Genomic DNA, 20,336 nt, shown 5'->3' on the forward strand with positions numbered 1-20,336 from the left:
TATGACATTGCTTTGGATACCCTTGCTATCCTTATTAGGCAGTTTACTCTCATCATTAACAGGTAAACTATCCCGCAATCAATCGACTGCGGTAACTTTACTTGCGCCCGGAATTGCACTTGCGTTGGCGTGCTACATGGCACCCGGCGTGTTTGCCAATGAACAGCTGCGGACCACCATAGAGTGGATCCCGTTGTTGGGCTTAGAACTCTCATTCCGCTTAGATGGTTTGTCTTTGTTGTTCGTGTTCCTGATCCTGGGCATCGGCATTTTGGTGATCTTCTATGCGCGTTACTATTTAAGTAGCAACGACTCCATGCCTAAGCTCTATGCTTACTTAATGCTGTTTATGACGGCGATGCTGGGCATCGTAATGTCGAACAACGTACTGCAATTATGGCTGTTCTGGGAATTGACCAGTATCAGCTCGTTTTTGTTGATAAGTTATTGGTGGCACAAGTCTGAAGCCCGAAAAGGCGCTAAAATGGCTCTGGCGATAACTGGCGGTGGCGGTTTAGCGCTGCTGGCTGGCTTATTGCTGCTAGGTGACATTGTTGGCAGCTACGACCTGGATATCATCTTGGCCAGTCGCGAGCTTATTCAGGCGCACGATTTATATGAGCTGGCGCTCATCTTGGTATTACTCGGCGCATTTACTAAATCTGCGCAGTTCCCATTTCATTTCTGGCTGCCTCATGCCATGGCGGCACCTACGCCAGTAAGTTCTTACTTACACTCTGCGACTATGGTGAAAGCGGGCATCTTCCTGCTGGCACGTTTCTATCCTGCGCTGGCAGGCACCGAAATTTGGTTTATTCTGGTTGGCCTCACGGGGCTTGCAACTTTACTAGTTGGCGCTTATATCGCGCTGTTTAAGCATGATCTGAAAGGATTACTGGCATTCTCGACTATCAGTCACTTAGGTTTGATCACGCTGTTACTGGGTCTGGATACCGAATTGGCCACTGTTGCAGCCATATTCCATATCATCAACCACGCAACCTTCAAGGCTTCACTGTTTATGGCAACCGGTATCATTGATCATGAAACCGGCACGCGAGATATGCGTAAGCTCAACGGCATGTGGCGGTTTATGCCGTACACGGCGACGCTGGCAATGGTTGCTGCGGCGGCAATGGCAGGGGTCCCGTTATTAAACGGCTTCTTGTCCAAAGAAATGTTCTTCGCGGAAACCTTACATCAGCAGTTGCTTGGCTCAATGTCCTGGTTGATCCCAATTCTGGCAACGATTGCGGGTGCCTTTTCAGTGGCATACTCGGCTCGCTTTATCCATGACGTGTTCTTCAATGGTGAACCCGTTGACTTACCGAAAGAGCCTCATGAAGCACCGCGTTATATGCGTGTACCGATCGAGGTTCTGGTTGCACTCTGTCTGATTGTGGGCATGTTCCCGGGCTTTATTGTCAGTGATATCCTAAATGTTGCTTCTGCATCTGTGTTAGGTGGCGATCCGCCGCAATTTGAGATTGCTATCTGGCATGGTTTCAATTTACCTCTGCTGATGAGCGGAATAGCCGTGTGCGGTGGTTTGCTAATCTATACTCAGCGCCGTTATTTGTTTGCATTCCAGGCATCGTTGCCGCCTATTAATGCCAAAAAAGGCTTTGAACATACCATGTCTAAAGTGGTTGGCTGGAGTCGAGCCCGTATTGATGCGATAGAAAATGGCTCTTTGCAACGTTATTTAATGTTGATGTTAATGGTGGTGCTGTTGAGCGCTGGTTGGCCGCTGTTTGAAATGAGCCAGTTAGTTGGTGAAAACAAACCAACCCCCATTGATGTGCATAATGCCATTGGTGCGGGCTTGTTGATGATAGGTGCAATTGGTACTGTGATCTGGCATCGCACTCGTATGGTTGCTTTGTTGATGATTTCGGTTGTGGGTCTAATGGTTGCCGTTGCGTTTACACGCTTCTCAGCACCGGATCTGGCACTTACTCAGCTAACCGTTGAAGTTGTCACCATCATTCTGTTGATGCTGGCGCTGTTCTTCTTACCGCAAAGAACACCTAAAGAGAGTAGCTCGGTTCGCGTTTTGCGTGACTTGGGTATTGCTTCTGCCATTGGTGTCATTGTGGGCAGCATTTGTTATGCCTTGATAACACGCCCACTGAGCTCTATTTCGGACTTCTTCCTTGCAAATGCAAAGACTGGGGGAGGGGGCACCAATGTGGTGAACGTTATTTTGGTCGACTTCCGTGGTTTTGATACTTTGGGTGAAATTACTGTACTGGGTATTGCTGCTCTGGGAATTTATAAGCTTTTGATCAATTTACCGCTATTTATGCCTGGTAGTGATTCTGAGGGGCGCCCCTGGGCCAGAGAGCGTTACCCTATTCTGTTAGCTTCTATTTCTCAGACCTTGTTACCGTTGGCACTATTGGTATCGGTATACATCTTCCTGCGCGGCCATAACTTGCCTGGAGGTGGTTTTATTGCGGGTCTGGTTACCGCGATTGCCTTTATTTTGCAGTACATTGCGCACGGTTCGAACTGGATCTCAGAGCGCTTTACACTCAACTACCGCAAGATTATTGCTTCTGGTATTGCTATAGCCATGATCTCAGGCTTGGGCAGTTGGGCATTCGACCGCCCGTTCCTGACCAGCTGGTTTGATTACTTTGATTTGCCGGTAATTGGCGAGATTGAACTTGCCAGTGCGCTGGTGTTTGACTTGGGTGTGTATATTACGGTTGTTGGTGCAACTTTGATGATCCTGGCGAGCCTAGGCAAGTTGACAGCCAATGCACCTAAAGAAGAGGTAAATATTTAATGGAGCTATTGTACTCATCTTGTGTGGGCCTGTTAGTGGCCTGCGGAGTATTCCTGATTTTACGAGCCCGTACCTTCCCTGTGGTATTGGGACTCACTATGCTGTCATATGCAGTTAACTTATTTCTGTTTGCATCTGGCAGACTGACCATGAATAAAGCGGCGGTTTTGGGGTTTAGCGACGGGTATGCCGATCCCTTACCGCAGGCCCTGGTATTGACCGCAATTGTGATAGGTTTCGCAATGACGGCTTTTGTGGTCATTCTGGCTATTCGGGGCCGTGCTGATCTGGGTAACGACCATGTTAATGGCAGTGAAGTGACCACGTCTTCGCGTAATGTTGGCTCACAGCGTAAGGAGCAAAGCAAAGCATGACGCAGCATCTAACTTCTTTGCCGGTATTGCTGCCAATGCTGGCTGCTATTTTTATGTTGATGCCACCTTGTGGCAAAAATCTCCGGGCCCGTCGCATCGTATCAGTCGGTATGGGCGTGATCACCACAGTGGCGTCGGCAATTTTACTGCTGATGACGCAGGAGCATGGCACGTCTGTTTATGCCATTGGTAACTGGTCTGCACCATTTGGTATTGTCCTGATTGCCGATCCGCTGTCAGCTTTACTGGTTACTTTGACATCTTTTTTGGGTCTGGTATGTGGCTTATATAGCTGCGCTGGTGACGATGAACGTGGCAGCTTTTTCCACCCGCTTCTTCATTTCCTGGTTTTGGGAGTCAATGGAGCGTTTTTGACAGGGGATGCGTTTAACCTGTTCGTCTTCTTTGAAGTCCTGTTGATCGCGTCATATTCTTTGTTGATGCACGGTGGTGATAAGCGTAATACACGTGCTGCTTTGCAGTATGTGATCCTGAATCTGGTCGGTTCTTCAGTTTTCCTGATCGCGCTTGGGATCCTGTACGGTACGCTGGGTACATTAAACATGGCAGATATGGCGCAAAAAGTGACACAGCTGCAAGGTGACGATGTTTATCTGGCCAAGATTGGCGGGCTGTTGTTGTTGGTCGTATTTGCGCTTAAAGGTGCATTACTTCCTCTTCATTTGTGGCTACCTAACACCTATTCTACGGCTATGCCTGTGGTGGCGGCATTGTTCGCTATTATGACCAAAGTGGGCGTGTACTCTATGATGCGTGTGTACACGCTGATTTTTGGCGAAGAAGCCGGTGAACTGAGCCATATGGCGCAAAACTGGCTTTGGTGGTTGGCGATTGCCACGATTGTGATGGGGGCGATAGGGGTATTGGCTAGCCAGGATTTAAGAAAAATGGTGGCCAACCTGGTGGTTGTATCTGTTGGTACTTTGGTTGCACTGGTCGCTGTACAAACAGTGCAAAGTAGTGCCGCAGCCATTTATTACCTGGTGCATTCGACCTTGGTCAGTGCAGCACTGTTCCTGCTGGCAGACCTAATTGCCCGACAAAGAGGTAAGGTAGCAGATAGGATCACTGCAGGTCGCCCGGTTTCACAGCCGTTACTGCTTGGCGGTGCATTCTTGGTCGCTGCAGTCGCCGTGATTGGTATGCCGCCTTTATCCGGTTTTGTAGGTAAAGTCTGGATCCTCAGATCAACGCTGGACGCACCTTATGGGAACTGGTTTTGGTTAGTTTATCTTGTGGCAAGCCTGGCTATTCTGGTGTCGGTTTCAAAAGCGGGCAGCACAGTATTTTGGCATCAGACAGGTAAAGGTGATAGCGAACAGGAACGGGCACATCCTGCGCAACTTTGTGCTGTGATGCTGCTGGTATTGTGCACACCGTTAATGGTGATTTTTGCGGGTCCATTGAGTGAATATGCGCTACTGGCAGCTCAGGAGTTACATGATTTCACCGGGTTACTGCAAGACGTGTTGGGAGGAGTAAACTAAATGCGTTTGGAAGCAAAATATAGATGGTTGCCAACGCCGTTCCGCAGCCTGATGTTATTTATCGTGTGGTTATTGCTCAATAACACGGTTGCACCGGGACATTTGATCTTGGGGGCTATTCTGGCTGTCGCAATTCCGCTGGCTACTTTTCCATTTCGTACTAAACAGCCTTTGGTACTGAAACCGGGCAAGGCACTGCAATATTTGTTGATGGTTTTGTACGACATCTTAATGGCAAATATCGAAGTTGCCATTAAAATCCTGGGGCCAACTCGAAAGCTGAAGCCCGGGTTTATCAAAGTGCCAATTGATTTAGCACAGTCGATGCCGATTACTATTTTGGCCAGCACAGTGTCTCTTACACCTGGCACTGTAAGTGCCGAGGTCTATCCTTGGCCTGAAGATATGGCGGAAGATGCTGAACCGCAGCAACGTTATTTGTTGATCCATGTGCTTGACTTGGACGACGAAGCTGAGTTGATCGACACGATTAAAACGCGTTATGAAAAACCCATTAAGGAGATCTTTGCATGTTAGAGACGGTGATTTTGATTGTCTTTGCGATGATCGGTGTGTCTTTGTTACTAAATTTGTGGCGACTGGTCGTTGGGCCTTCCATTCCAGATCGTATACTCGCTTTGGATACTATGTACATCAATACCATTGCATTGATAGTACTTTACGGCATGAATATGGGCACGTCGCTGTATTTTGAGGCGGCGTTGTTGATAGCTTTGCTTGGCTTTGTGAGTACAGTGGCTGTCTGTAAGTACTTGCTGCGCGGCGATATCATTGAATAGGAGCACCGAATGATGGAATGGGTTATTTCATTACTATTATTGTTAGGCGGTAGCCTGATTTTGGTAGGGTCGATCGGTTTGGTAAAAATGCCCGATTTCTTTATGCGTTTGCATGGCCCAACAAAAGCAACCACTCTGGGTATGGCGTGTCTGCTATTTGCTGCCATGGCCTACTATGGGTTTTACGGTGAAGGTGTCAGTGTGAAAGAGATACTCATCTCAATGTTCTTACTAATTACCGCCCCTATCAGTGGCTACATGTTAATTAAATCAGCTATCCACCATAGGTTAGATAGCATTGAGTCGACTCGTGGCAAAGATAATATCGAGGAAGACTAAGCCACCTTCTAAATATGAGCCGCTGCTGCGTTTAAGCGGCGGCTCCTCTCCTTGTATACCCATTCGATAAAAACTACTGAGCTACCGTTTTTCCCGTCACATCGTTATAGTGCTAGGCAAGTGTGTAAATAATGCACTATTTGTATTTGGCGTAAAAAAAATATCTGAATAGTGTAGTCATAATTGCTTAAAGCTGTCATTTTAGAATACGCAAGAGAGCGTAACTTTTGCTAAAGTTACCCTAATAAACAATTGTTTGTGAGTGTTTTATATGCAGCATATGTCCATCAAGAAAAAGCTTATCCTGTTTGTTATTACTTTGGTTACAACCCTTGTTGCTTTGTTGGTATCAACTATGTGGATGAACCTGCAAAAAGAAAACAAAGTACAAAGCGCACAGCTTCGGGAGCTGGCATATCAAGAGATCAGAACGGGCTTAACTGCAAAGGGGCAATATTATGCGCAACAGGTTGCCGAGTTTATAAACTCGGCATATCGTGTGCCTTATACTTTGGCTGGAGCATTGAAGGAAACCTCTGTCCAAGACCCGCTCGAACGCACTCAGGTACGGGATCTGGTAGCGGGTGCATTAAAGCAAAATCAATTTGTATCCTCCATGTATGCGCAGTTTGAGCCAAACGGCTATGACCAACAAGACCGGGAGCATGCATCAGGCGCGAGTCACTCGACCCCGGGAGAGGGAACTCTTGAGTTATATTTCACGCGCGACTCAAGCGGCATTACTCAGCAGCAAATTGAGTCAGCAGCTGACAAGTACTTAGATAAACGTAACGAGTTTGGTTTGCGAGAGGCTGAATGGTATCTGTGCGCACGTGACAGTGTTGCACCGTGTATTATGGAACCCTATCTTTATGAAATTTCTCCGGGTAACAAAATGCTGATGACGTCACTAACGGTGCCGGTAGACATCAATGGGCGTTTTCAGGGGTTGGTTGGTGTGGATGTGAATTTACCCATTTTCCAGCAGTTAGTAGACGAGTTATCCGACTCTCTTTACCAAGGCCAGGCGAAAGTGACTTTACTCAGTAACCTAGGCTTGGTAGTGGGTGCCAGTCATTACGATAAACTTGCCAGGCCCCTGAAAGAATCCATTAACTCAGGTGTGGCAGATAAACTGCTGAAATTACATCAGACCGGTGGTTTTAGTGAGATGGGTGATATGCTTGCTATTGCGGTCCCTATTGACATTGAGCTTGCCAATACAACCTGGTCTTTAGTGATTGAATTGCCCAAGGAGGTTGCATTGGCCTCAATAATCCAAATAGAACAGCAGATTGAAGCATCGACTAATTCATTAGGGCGTTGGATGCTGCTGTTGGGAACTCTGGTTGCTGCAGCTGCCTTGGGTCTGGCGCTCGCATTGATCAATACCATTGTTGGTCCTCTAACTCATATTGAGGAACGGGTTGAGAGTTTGGCCTCCAGCGAGGGTGACCTGACTCATAAGCTTGAGGTAAGCCACCATGCTGAGTTGATATCCCTGGCGCATGGCTTTAATCGTTTCACTGAAAAACTAAGAAGCATGATTATTGACCTCAAAGAGTTGGCTGAGGAGTCATATACTCAATCACATAAGACCACAGAAGCCGCGATCAATATCAAAAACAAGGTATCGAATCAGCATCTTGAAATAGACAGTGTCGTTACTGCCATCAACGAGTTAAGTGCAACGGCGACAGAAGTGGCCAGGGCATCAGAAAAAGCGGCTTTGAGTACAAATCATGCTGTTGAGACGGTCCAGAGTAGTGAGCGCAGTATAGTCAGAACGACAGAGACCGTGCAGGAAATTGCTGAGCAGGTTTTAGACGCCAAAAATGCATTCGGTAAAGTCTCTGAGCGCAGCGGTGATATCTCCAAAATTCTGGATGTGATCCGAGCCATTGCAGAGCAAACAAACCTACTGGCACTTAATGCTGCAATAGAAGCGGCTCGAGCTGGAGAGCAAGGCCGGGGCTTTGCTGTGGTTGCTGACGAAGTCAGGGCGCTGGCCTCAAAGACACAAGCTTCAACGGATGACATCAGCAAGCTGATCGACAACCTTCAGAGCGAAGTGACTGGCTCTGAGCATATCATTGAAAGAACGGTCAGCCAAGGTGAGCAGGCGGTTTCGTACTGCCAGGAATCTGCTGAGCTGATGAGTAGTTTAGTGGGAGAGTTAAGTAGCATTTCGAATGAAGTAACACAAATCGCGACGGCAGCAGAAGAGCAAAGTATGGTGACTGAGGAAATCAGCACTAACACGACGGGTATTTCTGATGCGGCGGCTGAGTTGTCTGGTTTTGCGGATGAGGTAGAGCAAGCTGCGAGTGCAATGACCTATATTGTGGAGCAAAAGCACAAGCAATTGAACTTGCTTAAAACCTAAGTTTTTGCCCGTGGATCATGGTTGGATACATTACTCTAGACAGTTCGGTTAAGCTCGGTGCTGGCAATTGCTGTTAGAGTTGACTATCATAACTGTAAATACATACAGTTGTTTGAAGAATGAAACTTTATATTGCCGAAAAACCCTCTCTGGGCAGAGCTATCGCAGATGTTTTACCTAAACCACACAAAAAACATGAAGGCTATATTGAGTTAGCCAATGGAGATTGTGTTACCTGGTGTATTGGTCATTTGTTAGAACAAGCCGCGCCTGAGGACTATGATCCAAAATATAAGAAATGGCAAATGGCGCATTTGCCCATTGTACCGGAACATTGGCAGTTCAAGGCAAAGCCCAAAACAAAAAAACAACTGAGTATTGTGAAAAAGCTTGTCAAACAGGCTGACAGCCTGGTCCATGCGGGCGATCCAGATAGAGAAGGTCAGTTACTCGTTGATGAGGTGCTTCAGGAAGCGAAGTTATCCGAGCGTAAAAAACAGTCGACTCAGCGACTTCTGATCAGCGACTTAAACCCATCGGCGGTAAAAAAAGCGTTAAATCAAATGCGTGCTAATCAGGAATTCGTCCCTTTAAGTGTGTCTGCTTTAGCCAGAGCGCGGGCGGATTGGCTGTATGGTATGAACCTGACAAGAGCTTATACATTGGTAGGACAAAAAGCGGGTTTTCAAGGCGTGCTCTCGGTTGGCAGGGTACAAACGCCTGTTCTTGGGTTGGTTGTGAGGCGTGACATGGAAATCGGCAATTTTGTGTCTAAACCCTTTTTTGAAGTATTGGCCCACGTTCGAAAAAGTGATGGAAGTGAGTTCAGTGCGAAGTGGAAACCCAGTGAAGCTTGCCAGCCATATATGGATGAAGAAGGCCGGGTGTTGGTGAAAGGTTTGGCTGAAAATGTGGCAGCAAGGATCCATGCTCAAGATGCGCAAGTCAAGAAAATAGAAGCAAAGCCCAAAAAGCATAACCCCCCTTTGCCCTACAACTTGTCTGCATTGCAAATTGATGCGAACAAACGATTTGGTATGTCCGCAAAGCAGGTATTGGATGTTTGTCAGGCGCTTTATGAAAAGCACAAACTGATTACGTATCCCCGCTCTGATAATCGATATTTACCGGCAGGTCATTTCGCTGAGGCCTCCCTGGTGCTTGGGGCTGCGTTAAATAATCAAGGGCTAACGGAAGAGAAGGTGGCCGACGCCAATCTCAGCCTGAAAAGTAAATGCTGGAACGACGCTAAAGTTGAGGCACATCACGCCATCATTCCAACAGCAAAGAAATTAAAAACGGCTCAGTTAGGTCAATATGAACTGCAAGTTTATCAATTGATAAGTACCCAGTATCTTGCGCAGTTTTATCCAGCCTATCGATATACTGAGACTAGAGTCGAGTTAGAAATTGCCGGTGGTGTGTTTGTAGCAAAAGCAGAACAAATCGTAGAGCTAGGCTTTAAGCGGTTATTCAAAACAGAAGAAAAGAAACAAGTTATTTTGCCTCAGTTAGAATTGGGTGAGCTATTACACTGCTTTAAAGGAGAAGTGATTGAGAAACATACCCAACCACCCAGTCATTTTACAGAAGCAACCTTGCTAAGTGCGATGACAGGTATTGCCAGGTTTGTCGCCAATACTGAGATCAAAAAAGTGCTAAAAGAAACCGATGGACTGGGCACGGAAGCAACCCGAGCCGGGATTATCGACTTGTTGTTCAAAAGAGGATTTTTACAACGCAATGGTAAGAGTATCCGATCAACAGAGCTAGGAGTAGCTCTGATAAAGACGTTACCTGAAGATGTTTCTTTGCCTGACAGAACGGCTTTGTGGGAATCGCAGCTGGCGAAAATTGCGATGAAAGAGCAGCCTTACCAAACTTTTATGAACCCTCTTGAAAAGGAAATCGCAGGTTTTATTGAGCGTGCCTGTGTAAGTGACAGTACATTATTCACTGGACTAAAAAGCAGCAGAGCTGGTTCGAAACCTTCATTTTCTATAAAAAGGTCGAGGAAGCGTGCCTCAACGAAAAGTAGTCGTCGAAAATCAGCAGCGTAATCAGATTTTAAATTTGCCTTGCAATTAATGAGGATGTCACCATATAAATAACCAAATATCATAGCTGGTTTGAACATGGAAAATAAAATTTCACTTACACCGGAAAACATCCAACAGGTTTTAGCATCTGGGGATCCAGAAAAACTCGTATTAATGACCTTCTTCAGTGCACAAGAGCCCAACTGTCTTGCGCAAGCTGATATTCTTGATGCGCTTGCGCAGCAATATCCGAATAACTTGGTGGTGGCAACAGTTGATTGTGATCAGCAGCAAATGCTTGCTTCCCAGCTAGCGCAACAAGTCGGCCTTCAGGCGTTGCCGACATTGGTAATTCTAAAAGGGGGCACGCCTGTCGATGTGCTACCTGGAGCTAAGTCACAGGAAGAGATTTCCAAAGTGCTTTCTGAGAATTTGCCTTCTCCAGAATTGATTTTACTTGATCAGGCTAAGCAAGCTCTTGCCAGTGGCGAGTTGAATGAGGCATTTGCTTTGGCTAAGCAAGCTTATGGCGTAGCAAGAGAAAACCCAAGAGTTTTATTGGTATTTGCAGATATCTGTATCCAGATAAAGAAAGTAGAAGAGGCTGAGGCGCTACTAGGATCTGTACCAGAAGAAGCTCGGGATGCGTATTTCACCAATTTAAGTTCTAAACTTGAGCAAGCAAAAGAAGCTCAGGAATCACCTGAACTTAAGCGACTGTTGGCTGAAGTCGAATCTGCGCCGGACGATCTGTCTGTATTGTGCCAGTTAGCTCAGGCCCAGGTTGATGCGGGTAAAAAAGCAGATGCATTGGAAAGCCTGCTTACTGTACTAAGAAAAGACATGAACTTTGGAGAAGCTAAAAAGGGCTACCTGGACATTATTGCATCATTGCCAGAAGGTGATGAGGTAGCAATGCGTTACCGTCGTAAGCTTTACAGTCTTTTATACTAATCATTTCTATTTTTGAATATGGCGCTAAAAAAAGCGTCATATTTTCTTGCGTCTCTTCTGAAATGTACAATACTTAGATTCCCTAGCAATTGTTTTGTGTCAAATGGGTGAATATTTGATGACAAAACCAGCAATTTAGATGTGTTTAGTACGTAATTTGATCAAAGGTGTGGTTTTTATCACTTTCCTTCAAAAAAAGGTTGCGTCGGGTTTCGATTTCCCTATAATGCGCATCCACCGACACGGAGCACAACGCTGAAAAGCAACGAGTTAAGTGAAGGGAAAGCCAAACGGAAAGCTTAATTAAGAAAAATTAAATTTTCTAGTTGACTTTAAAAGTGAAGCGGTTAATATTGCGCTCCACTTCGCAGCGAGGCTTCGGTAACTAACGAAGTTTAGTTACATCGTTCTTTAAAAATATGAAGCAATCATCTGTGTGGGCACTCGTACGGATTGAGTTCTAACAGCGGATTTCAGTTTACTGAATGACGCACAAAAATTTAGAGTCTCAATTGAACTGAGTGACCAACGGAATAAACATAGTTTATTCAGCACAGTCAATTCGATATCTCATCTTTTATAGGTGGGAAATAAAAATCAGAATTCAATGAGCACGAAACTTCGGTTTCAAAAAACTTTTAATTGAAGAGTTTGATCATGGCTCAGATTGAACGCTGGCGGCAGGCCTAACACATGCAAGTCGAGCGGTAACATTTCTAGCTTGCTAGAAGATGACGAGCGGCGGACGGGTGAGTAATGCTTGGGAACATGCCTTTAGGTGGGGGACAACCATTGGAAACGATGGCTAATACCGCATAATGTCTACGGACCAAAGGGGGCTTCGGCTCTCGCCTTTAGATTGGCCCAAGTGGGATTAGCTAGTTGGTAAGGTAACGGCTTACCAAGGCGACGATCCCTAGCTGGTTTGAGAGGATGATCAGCCACACTGGAACTGAGACACGGTCCAGACTCCTACGGGAGGCAGCAGTGGGGAATATTGCACAATGGGCGCAAGCCTGATGCAGCCATGCCGCGTGTGTGAAGAAGGCCTTCGGGTTGTAAAGCACTTTCAGTCAGGAGGAAAGGTTAGTAGTTAATACCTGCTAGCTGTGACGTTACTGACAGAAGAAGCACCGGCTAACTCCGTGCCAGCAGCCGCGGTAATACGGAGGGTGCGAGCGTTAATCGGAATTACTGGGCGTAAAGCGTACGCAGGCGGTTTGTTAAGCGAGATGTGAAAGCCCCGGGCTTAACCTGGGAACTGCATTTCGAACTGGCAAACTAGAGTGTGATAGAGGGTGGTAGAATTTCAGGTGTAGCGGTGAAATGCGTAGAGATCTGAAGGAATACCGATGGCGAAGGCAGCCACCTGGGTCAACACTGACGCTCATGTACGAAAGCGTGGGGAGCAAACAGGATTAGATACCCTGGTAGTCCACGCCGTAAACGATGTCTACTAGGAGCTGGGGTCTTCGGACAACTTTTCCAAAGCTAACGCATTAAGTAGACCGCCTGGGGAGTACGGCCGCAAGGTTAAAACTCAAATGAATTGACGGGGGCCCGCACAAGCGGTGGAGCATGTGGTTTAATTCGATGCAACGCGAAGAACCTTACCTACACTTGACATACAGAGAACTTACCAGAGATGGTTTGGTGCCTTCGGGAACTCTGATACAGGTGCTGCATGGCTGTCGTCAGCTCGTGTTGTGAGATGTTGGGTTAAGTCCCGCAACGAGCGCAACCCTTATCCTTAGTTGCCAGCGATTCGGTCGGGAACTCTAAGGAGACTGCCGGTGATAAACCGGAGGAAGGTGGGGACGACGTCAAGTCATCATGGCCCTTACGTGTAGGGCTACACACGTGCTACAATGGCATATACAGAGTGCTGCGAACTAGCGATAGTAAGCGAATCACTTAAAGTATGTCGTAGTCCGGATTGGAGTCTGCAACTCGACTCCATGAAGTCGGAATCGCTAGTAATCGCGGATCAGAATGCCGCGGTGAATACGTTCCCGGGCCTTGTACACACCGCCCGTCACACCATGGGAGTGGGTTGCTCCAGAAGTGGATAGCTTAACCTTCGGGAGGGCGTTCACCACGGAGTGATTCATGACTGGGGTGAAGTCGTAACAAGGTAGCCCTAGGGGAACCTGGGGCTGGATCACCTCCTTATCGACTTAGAACTAATTTGTTCGAAGTGTCCACACAGATGATTGTTGCTTAGTAAGGTAACTTACTGAGTGATATTGCTCTTTAAAAATTTGGAAAGCTGATATTAAATTCTCGGAATGACAATGAAAATTGTTGTTCTATAGAGTTTTCGAAAGAAAAATGCCGATAAATTCGAAAGGATTTATTAGCGTCTACTTTAGTATTACTTAACTTCTGGCGAAGTTAAAACTGTCTTTGACACTACAATTCAAAACTATTTTGGGTTGTATGGTTAAGTGACTAAGCGTACACGGTGGATGCCTTGGCAGTTGGAGGCGATGAAGGACGTACTAACTTGCGATAAGCCTAGTTGAGCCAGTAAGAGGCGCTTGAGACTAGGATTTCCGAATGGGGAAACCCGGCCCTTTGGGTCATCATGCAGTGAATACATAGCTGTATGAAGCGAACGCGGAGAACTGAAACATCTAAGTACCCGTAGGAAAAGAAATCAACCGAGATTCCGAAAGTAGCGGCGAGCGAAATCGGATTAGCCCTTAAGCTTTAATGTAGTTAGTGGAACATTCTGGAAAGTATGACGATACAGGGTGACAGTCCCGTACACGACAACTTATTTAAAGTGAAATCGAGTAGGTCGGAGCACGTGAAACTTTGACTGAATATGGGGGGACCATCCTCCAAGGCTAAATACTCCCAACTGACCGATAGTGAACCAGTACCGTGAGGGAAAGGCGAAAAGAACCCCTGTGAGGGGAGTGAAATAGAACCTGAAACCGTGTACGTACAAGCAGTAGGAGCCCTTCGAGGGTGACTGCGTACCTTTTGTATAATGGGTCAGCGACTTATATTCTGTAGCAAGGTTAACCATTTAGGGGAGCCGTAGCGAAAGCGAGTCTTAACTGGGCGCTTAAGTTGCAGGGTATAGACCCGAAACCCGGTGATCTAGCCATGGGCAGGTTGAAGGTCAGGTAACACTGACTGGAGGACCGAACCCACTAACGTTGAAAAGTTAGGGGATGACCTGTGGCTGGGAGTGAAAGGCTAATCAAACCGGGAGATAGCTGGTTCTCCCCGAAATCTATTTAGGTAGAGCCTCGGACGAATACTTACGGGGGTAGAGCACTGTTAAGGCTAGGGGGTCATCCCGACTTACCAACCCTTTGCAAACTCCGAATACCGTAAAGTACTATCCGGGAGACACACGGTGGGTGCTAACGTCCATCGTGGAGAGGGAAACAACCCAGACCGTCAGCTAAGGTCCCAAAGTGTATGTTAAGTGGGAAACGATGTGGGAAGGCTAAAACAGCTAGGAGGTTGGCTTAGAAGCAGCCATCCTTTAAAGAAAGCGTAATAGCTCACTAGTCGAGTCGGCCTGCGCGGAAGATGTAACGGGGCTAAACATACCACCGAAGCTACGGCTGCGAACTTAGTTCGCGGGGTAGGGGAGCGTTCTGTAAGTGGCTGAAGGTGTGCCGGGAGGCATGCTGGACATATCAGAAGTGCGAATGCTGACATGAGTAACGATAATGCGGGTGAAAAACCCGCACGCCGGAAGACCAAGGGTTCCTATCCCATGTTAATCAGGGTAGGGTGAGTCGACCCCTAAGGCGAGGCTGAAGAGCGTAGTCGATGGGAAACGGGTTAATATTCCCGTACTTGGTATAAATGCGATGGGGGGACGGAGCAGGCTAGGCAAGCATGGCGTTGGTTGTCCATGTGAAAGGCTGTAGGCTGGTGACTTAGGAAAATCCGGGTCGCTAAGGCTGAGAGTCGAGACGAGCCACTACGGTGGTGAAGTTGTTGATGCCCTACTTCCAGGAAAAGCCTCTAAGCTTCAGTTTATATCGAATCGTACCCTAAACCGACACAGGTGGTCAGGTAGAGAATACTAAGGCGCTTGAGAGAACTCGGGTGAAGGAACTAGGCAAAATTGTACCGTAACTTCGGGAGAAGGTACGCTCTTACTTGTGAAGACTTCGCGTCGTAAGCAGGCGAGAGCCGCAGTGACCAGGTGGCTGGGACTGTTTATTAAAAACACAGCACTGTGCAAAATCGTAAGATGACGTATACGGTGTGACACCTGCCCGGTGCCGGAAGGTTAATTGATGGGGTTAGCTTAGGCGAAGCTCTTGATCGAAGCCCCGGTAAACGGCGGCCGTAACTATAACGGTCCTAAGGTAGCGAAATTCCTTGTCGGGTAAGTTCCGACCTGCACGAATGGTGTAACCATGGCCACGCTGTCTCCACCCGAGACTCAGTGAAATTGAAATCGCAGTGAAGATGCTGTGTACCCGCGGCTAGACGGAAAGACCCCGTGAACCTTTACTACAGCTTGGCACTGAACATTGACCCTACATGTGTAGGATAGGTGGGAGGCTTTGAAGCGCAGTCGCTAGATTGCGTGGAGCCGTCCTTGAAATACCACCCTTGTAGTGTTGATGTTCTAACTTAGGTCCCTGATCGGGATTGAGGACAGTGCCTGGTGGGTAGTTTGACTGGGGCGGTCTCCTCCCAAAGAGTAACGGAGGAGCACGAAGGTTGGCTAAGTACGGTCGGACATCGTACGGTTAGTGTAATGGTAGAAGCCAGCTTAACTGCGAGACAGACACGTCGAGCAGGTACGAAAGTAGGTCATAGTGATCCGGTGGTTCTGAATGGAAGGGCCATCGCTCAACGGATAAAAGGTACTCCGGGGATAACAGGCTGATACCGCCCAAGAGTTCATATCGACGGCGGTGTTTGGCACCTCGATGTCGGCTCATCACATCCTGGGGCTGAAGTCGGTCCCAAGGGTATGGCTGTTCGCCATTTAAAGTGGTACGCGAGCTGGGTTTAGAACGTCGTGAGACAGTTCGGTCCCTATCTGCCGTGGGCGTTTGAGAATTGAGAGGGGCTGCTCCTAGTACGAGAGGACCGGAGTGGACGAACCGCTGGTGTTCGGGTTGTCATGCCAATGGCATTGCCCGGTAGCTACGTTCGGAATCGATAACCGCTGAAAGCATCTAAGCGGGAAGCGAGCCTCGAGATGAGTTCTCACTTTAACTATAAGTTAACTGAAGGGCCGTTGAAGACTACAACGTTGATAGGCGAGATGTGGAAGTGGTGTGAGCCATTGAGCTAACTCGTACTAATTACCCGTGAGGCTTAACCATACAACGCCAAAGTGGTTTTGTTTGTTAGAAGTTAAGAAATAAAGTAGACGATAAGAATTTAATACGCTTTTCCAGATTTTAGTGAGATGTTGATAAACATCTTGCACACAGAATTTCCTGGTGAACATAGCATTTTGGAACCACCTGACCCCATGCCGAACTCAGTAGTGAAACGAAATAGCGCCGATGATAGTGTGGGGTTTCCCATGTGAAAGTAGGACATCGCCAGGGCCTAATAAAAGAAACCCGTTGCAGCAATGCAGCGGGTTTTTTGCTATGTGCGATTTAAAAAGTTGTAGAAAAAGCGGTGTTGTTTAATCATCCATGAAGTTGGTATCTAGCAACCTTTGGACACACTTCCTTGTGGAGGGCTCCCGGCGCGTAACGCGTGTTATCGGCGTCCATACCTCGCGTTCATTGCGCTGCGAAGCTGTGCTTCGGTCACAATTCACCCATGTGAAAGTAGGACATTGCCAGGACCTAATAAAAGGTCGATGAAAGACATTCATCCATGAATCTCATCGACATTCGTACTTCCTTGTACATCAAAGCCCGATTCGAAAGAGTCGGGCTTTTTTGCGTTTGGAGTAATTTAAAGAAGCTGTAGATAGAATGGCGTTGTCGCCTATTCATCCATGAAGCTGGTACTAGCAGTCTTTGGGGACACTTCCCTGTGGGGGGCTCCCGGCGCGTAACGCGTGTTATTGGCGTCCATACCTCGCGTTCATTGCGCAGCGAAGCGGTGCTTCGGTCGCAATTCACCCATGTGAAAGTAGGACATCGCCAGGGCCTAATAAAAGGTCGATGAAAGACATTCATCCATGAATCTTATCGACATTCGTACGTCCATGTACGTCAAACCCGTTGCAGCAATGCAGCGGGTTTTTTGTTATGTACGATTTAAAAACGTGCCGAGGAAGCCGTAGATAGAATAGCATCGCCTATTCATCCATGAAGTTGGTATCTAGCAACCTTTGGAGACATTTCTTTGTGGAGGGCTCTTTTTTGCTATGTGCGATTTAAAAAGTTGTATAACTGCCCGCTCATAAAGCGCACACCACCGTCATCCCACATTTGATGCGGGAATTACTAACAGGTCAAACAGTAAATTTGAAAAGCACTACGGTCCGGCGATCATGGTAAGGCACTTCGTCAAATTATTTTAAACAAGACAATCAAGTATACATTATCGGGGAAGTGCACAAGTGCAGTATCATCGATATCCACCCAGATGAGTTTTCACTCCTATGCATGTTTCGCCTGAGGTTGTTTCTGAGTGTCTAATGGCAGCGAGCGGTTAAATACAGTAGTAAGTCATGCATGGAAGCATAGAAGTGGGCGTGCAATTCTCACTGTCACAGAAATGACTCGGAGGTGGCAAAGCACCACAGATCTGAGGTGTTACCAGTTCAGTACTGTTTTTAAGTCTGCAGATAAGCTTTTGACCTGCTTTTTATTGAGTTTCAGCTTCATCGTTTTTTCCTTGCAAAGATTAATCATTGGATTGATTAAAAAATGCACAGTTGGTTTTCGCTTTTGGCAATGTTTTTTATCATTACGCCTGACATTCATTATAAGCAAGACCGGTGATATCGACCATTCTTCACATACTCGATGCAGCTCCCAGCACCCCTCCAGAATTGCACTTTATTGGCCTTCACTGGGTAATAACATATTGATTATGAAACCGCTATCATAACGACTCTGTACTCTCCTGAGGTTAATTGGCTGAGCACATTGAGGGGCATTAATACGTCGCTTTTTAAGACGGGAGGATGTGGTAACTAGTATTTCTGGCTGGTTTAAAGTGCAAATGAACCTGTTAACCAGTTGCTCAATGATCAAATTCAGCTCACGTCACCAGCTGGGCTGGTGATCTTTAATTGCGCTATAAAGGTAAAAGGGCCTGCTGTATTGGGTTATAGGCTTTTGGGTATTTTGCTCGTGCAGCGCAATGCCTGATTTCTGGCGTTCAAGAGGCAGTACTTTCCTCGGCTGTAATCCCACTACTTTCTCTGATGGTATCCTATATCGTAAAAGGCGCAGCCGGATTTACCCTTTAGGTTTGGCTACAAGTGAGGTTTATAAATTTTTGATTAATATAAAGAAATTTAGATTTGTTATGACTCAGTTTTTTACTAGATATCTTCTACTGGTTGTATCGGCAATGCGGCAATTTTCCGCCACTTAAATATTGGCCTCATTCTTGCTTTTATCTCATCAAGTCAATTTTTTGGAGTCGGGTTATGGCAATTAGTTTTGATAAAGCGTTGGGGGTTCACCCCCACACTATGCTGATCCGCTCTCAGCGTGCTGAAATTTTAGCAAGCAACATAGCCAATGCTGATACCCCTGGATATAAAGCTAAGGATATCGACTTTGGCCAGGCTTTTAAAGCGGCAAAATCGGCACAGCTAAGCGGCAATAAGATGGTCAGAACCAATGAGAATCATCTTAGTGGTGGGACTCAGTTAAATAATGGTATTGAACAATATCGTACGCCAAATCAAGCAGATACAGGTGATGGTAACTCAGTGGATATACAAGTGGAACGAAACTTGTATGTACAAAATGCATTAGAGTACCAAGCTAGTTTGAATTTTTTGTCTGGTAAATTTAAAGGGCTGAAAAAAGCCCTGAGTGGTCAAGGTGGCTAATCATGAGTTTATATAATGTTTTTGATATAGCGGGTTCAGGCATGAGCGCCCAGAACGTCCGTTTGAACACGACCGCCAGTAATATTTCCAACGCAAACAGCGTCAGTTCTAGTCAGGATAAGGTGTATAGAGCTAGGCACCCAGTTTTCGCCGCAGAGTTAAACAAGGCTGCGGCAGCTCATCCGAATACTATGGGGTCTTCGGTTGGAGTGAAAGTACTGGGGATCGTAGAAAGCGATAAACCACTACAGGTTGAGTACAACCCCAACCATCCAAGTGCTGACAAAGACGGGTACATCTATAAGCCAAATGTGAATGTGGTTGAAGAGATGACAAACATGATCTCTGCATCGCGTTCGTACCAAACGAATGTTCAGGTAGCGGATGCCGCTAAGCAGATGCTTAGTAAAACCTTGCAACTTGGTCAGCGCTAAGTGGGAGTATAGCCAATGAGTAACGAAGTCAATTCAGCAACCTCGACCTATGTCGATTCATTGCGTTGGCCTGACAAGCAGGTTCCGACAGAAAAGAATGATGAGTTGAAGCAGGAGGATTTCTTTGCGTTATTGACTCAGCAGTTGTCTTATCAGGACCCGAGTAAACCGGCTGATAATGATCAGATGATTGCACAAATGACAAACTTCACCATGGCCGAGGGTATTTCTGACCTAAACACGAAGTTTGAATCATTGGCTGATTCTATGACCTCGAATTCTGCTTTGCAGGCGTCAACTTTGATCGGCAAGAAAGCGCTTCTGGAGTCAGACACAATTGAGCACGGCCCGGACATGCAGTCGCGTGGTTCAATTATTGTGACTGAGCCTGTAGAGAAACTGACGGTCAGTATTCTTAACGACAAAAACGAGCTGGTAAGAACCATAGATCTCAAAGATCAAAATGCTGGGGCAGTTCGCTTTGATTGGGATGGCAAAAACACCGATGGTGATATGTTACCGCCCGGAGATTACACAATAAAGGCCGAGGGCTCCGTAAACGGTAAGTTTACAGCCTTGCCTACTGCGACTTTCAGAAATATTGAAAGCGTCAATGTCAATGGTGCAAGCGGCATCGTTATCAACACTAAAGCGGGTGCCGTGCGGCTTACTGACGTCGCGGAATTAGCCTAAATAAAAAGATTTAACCTTAATCGCAAGAGGTGAGAGT

Annotated in this window: 12 protein-coding genes and 3 rRNA genes; all 15 read left to right on the forward strand. The window is 46.7% G+C overall.

The window, feature by feature from the left end; genetic code table 11:
* Position 1 precedes the first annotated feature (1 nt).
* On the forward strand, positions 2 to 2,794 hold the full coding sequence (locus AT705_RS18390; protein WP_058797701.1) for a monovalent cation/H+ antiporter subunit A: 2,793 nt from the start codon (positions 2 to 4) through the stop codon (positions 2,792 to 2,794).
* Positions 2,794 to 3,168, forward strand: coding sequence for a Na+/H+ antiporter subunit C (locus tag AT705_RS18395; protein ID WP_058797702.1), 375 nt, complete (start codon positions 2,794 to 2,796; stop codon positions 3,166 to 3,168). Before AT705_RS18390 ends, AT705_RS18395 begins: the two co-directional genes overlap by 1 nt.
* Entirely contained in the window at positions 3,165 to 4,676 is a 1,512-nt protein-coding gene (locus AT705_RS18400; protein ID WP_058797703.1) for a monovalent cation/H+ antiporter subunit D, read from the forward strand. Before AT705_RS18395 ends, AT705_RS18400 begins: the two co-directional genes overlap by 4 nt.
* Entirely contained in the window at positions 4,677 to 5,213 is a 537-nt protein-coding gene (locus tag AT705_RS18405) for a Na+/H+ antiporter subunit E (RefSeq protein ID WP_058797704.1), read from the forward strand.
* Positions 5,207 to 5,476 carry a K+/H+ antiporter subunit F gene (locus tag AT705_RS18410; protein ID WP_010385043.1) on the forward strand — a complete coding sequence of 90 codons (270 nt, stop codon included), beginning with the start codon at positions 5,207 to 5,209 and terminating at the stop codon, positions 5,474 to 5,476. The genes AT705_RS18405 and AT705_RS18410 overlap by 7 nt, the downstream gene beginning before the upstream one ends.
* Before the next feature lie 9 nt (positions 5,477 to 5,485).
* A complete protein-coding gene (locus AT705_RS18415; protein ID WP_049866592.1) occupies positions 5,486 to 5,815 on the forward strand; it encodes a Na+/H+ antiporter subunit G in 330 nt (109 codons plus the stop codon).
* A gap of 271 nt (positions 5,816 to 6,086) precedes the next feature.
* Positions 6,087 to 8,201, forward strand: coding sequence for a methyl-accepting chemotaxis protein (locus AT705_RS18420; protein WP_058797705.1), 2,115 nt, complete (start codon positions 6,087 to 6,089; stop codon positions 8,199 to 8,201).
* Between the two features lie 119 nt (positions 8,202 to 8,320).
* Positions 8,321 to 10,261 carry a DNA topoisomerase III gene (locus tag AT705_RS18425; RefSeq protein WP_058797706.1) on the forward strand — a complete coding sequence of 647 codons (1,941 nt, stop codon included), beginning with the start codon at positions 8,321 to 8,323 and terminating at the stop codon, positions 10,259 to 10,261.
* Between the two features lie 75 nt (positions 10,262 to 10,336).
* A complete protein-coding gene (locus AT705_RS18430) occupies positions 10,337 to 11,194 on the forward strand; it encodes a tetratricopeptide repeat protein (protein WP_058797707.1) in 858 nt (285 codons plus the stop codon).
* 639 nt (positions 11,195 to 11,833) lie between these two features.
* Positions 11,834 to 13,366: ribosomal RNA gene (locus tag AT705_RS18435) — 16S ribosomal RNA — on the forward strand.
* A gap of 269 nt (positions 13,367 to 13,635) precedes the next feature.
* Positions 13,636 to 16,515, forward strand: a 23S ribosomal RNA gene (locus tag AT705_RS18440).
* A 116-nt stretch (positions 16,516 to 16,631) separates the two neighbouring features.
* Positions 16,632 to 16,746: ribosomal RNA gene (gene rrf, locus AT705_RS18445) — 5S ribosomal RNA — on the forward strand.
* The 16S, 23S and 5S rRNA genes sit together here, the layout of an rRNA operon.
* 2,015 nt (positions 16,747 to 18,761) lie before the next feature.
* Positions 18,762 to 19,172: a flagellar basal body rod protein FlgB gene (gene flgB / locus AT705_RS18450; RefSeq protein WP_058797708.1), complete on the forward strand. Its 411-nt coding sequence runs from the start codon at positions 18,762 to 18,764 to the stop codon at positions 19,170 to 19,172.
* Positions 19,173 to 19,174: 2 nt separating this feature from the next.
* Positions 19,175 to 19,606 carry a flagellar basal body rod protein FlgC gene (gene flgC, locus AT705_RS18455; protein ID WP_010385597.1) on the forward strand — a complete coding sequence of 144 codons (432 nt, stop codon included), beginning with the start codon at positions 19,175 to 19,177 and terminating at the stop codon, positions 19,604 to 19,606.
* 15 nt (positions 19,607 to 19,621) lie between these two features.
* Positions 19,622 to 20,299: a flagellar hook assembly protein FlgD gene (locus tag AT705_RS18460; protein WP_058797709.1), complete on the forward strand. Its 678-nt coding sequence runs from the start codon at positions 19,622 to 19,624 to the stop codon at positions 20,297 to 20,299.
* Positions 20,300 to 20,336 lie beyond the last annotated feature (37 nt).

The sequence above is a fragment of the Pseudoalteromonas rubra genome, from assembly GCF_001482385.1.
GTDB classification, from domain to species: Bacteria; Pseudomonadota; Gammaproteobacteria; order Enterobacterales; family Alteromonadaceae; genus Pseudoalteromonas; species Pseudoalteromonas ardens.

Bases quoted from the DNA above. Each gene is read 5' to 3' on its own strand.
- AT705_RS18390 (WP_058797701.1), top strand. From the start codon at position 2: ATGACATTGCTTTGGATACCCTTGCTATCCTTATTAGGCAGTTTACTC.
- AT705_RS18395 (WP_058797702.1), top strand. From the start codon at position 2,794: ATGGAGCTATTGTACTCATCTTGTGTGGGCCTGTTAGTGGCCTGCGGA.
- AT705_RS18400 (WP_058797703.1), top strand. From the start codon at position 3,165: ATGACGCAGCATCTAACTTCTTTGCCGGTATTGCTGCCAATGCTGGCT.
- AT705_RS18405 (WP_058797704.1), top strand. From the start codon at position 4,677: ATGCGTTTGGAAGCAAAATATAGATGGTTGCCAACGCCGTTCCGCAGC.
- AT705_RS18410 (WP_010385043.1), top strand. From the start codon at position 5,207: ATGTTAGAGACGGTGATTTTGATTGTCTTTGCGATGATCGGTGTGTCT.
- AT705_RS18415 (WP_049866592.1), top strand. From the start codon at position 5,486: ATGATGGAATGGGTTATTTCATTACTATTATTGTTAGGCGGTAGCCTG.
- AT705_RS18420 (WP_058797705.1), top strand. From the start codon at position 6,087: ATGCAGCATATGTCCATCAAGAAAAAGCTTATCCTGTTTGTTATTACT.
- AT705_RS18425 (WP_058797706.1), top strand. From the start codon at position 8,321: ATGAAACTTTATATTGCCGAAAAACCCTCTCTGGGCAGAGCTATCGCA.
- AT705_RS18430 (WP_058797707.1), top strand. From the start codon at position 10,337: ATGGAAAATAAAATTTCACTTACACCGGAAAACATCCAACAGGTTTTA.
- flgB (WP_058797708.1), top strand. From the start codon at position 18,762: ATGGCAATTAGTTTTGATAAAGCGTTGGGGGTTCACCCCCACACTATG.
- flgC (WP_010385597.1), top strand. From the start codon at position 19,175: ATGAGTTTATATAATGTTTTTGATATAGCGGGTTCAGGCATGAGCGCC.
- AT705_RS18460 (WP_058797709.1), top strand. From the start codon at position 19,622: ATGAGTAACGAAGTCAATTCAGCAACCTCGACCTATGTCGATTCATTG.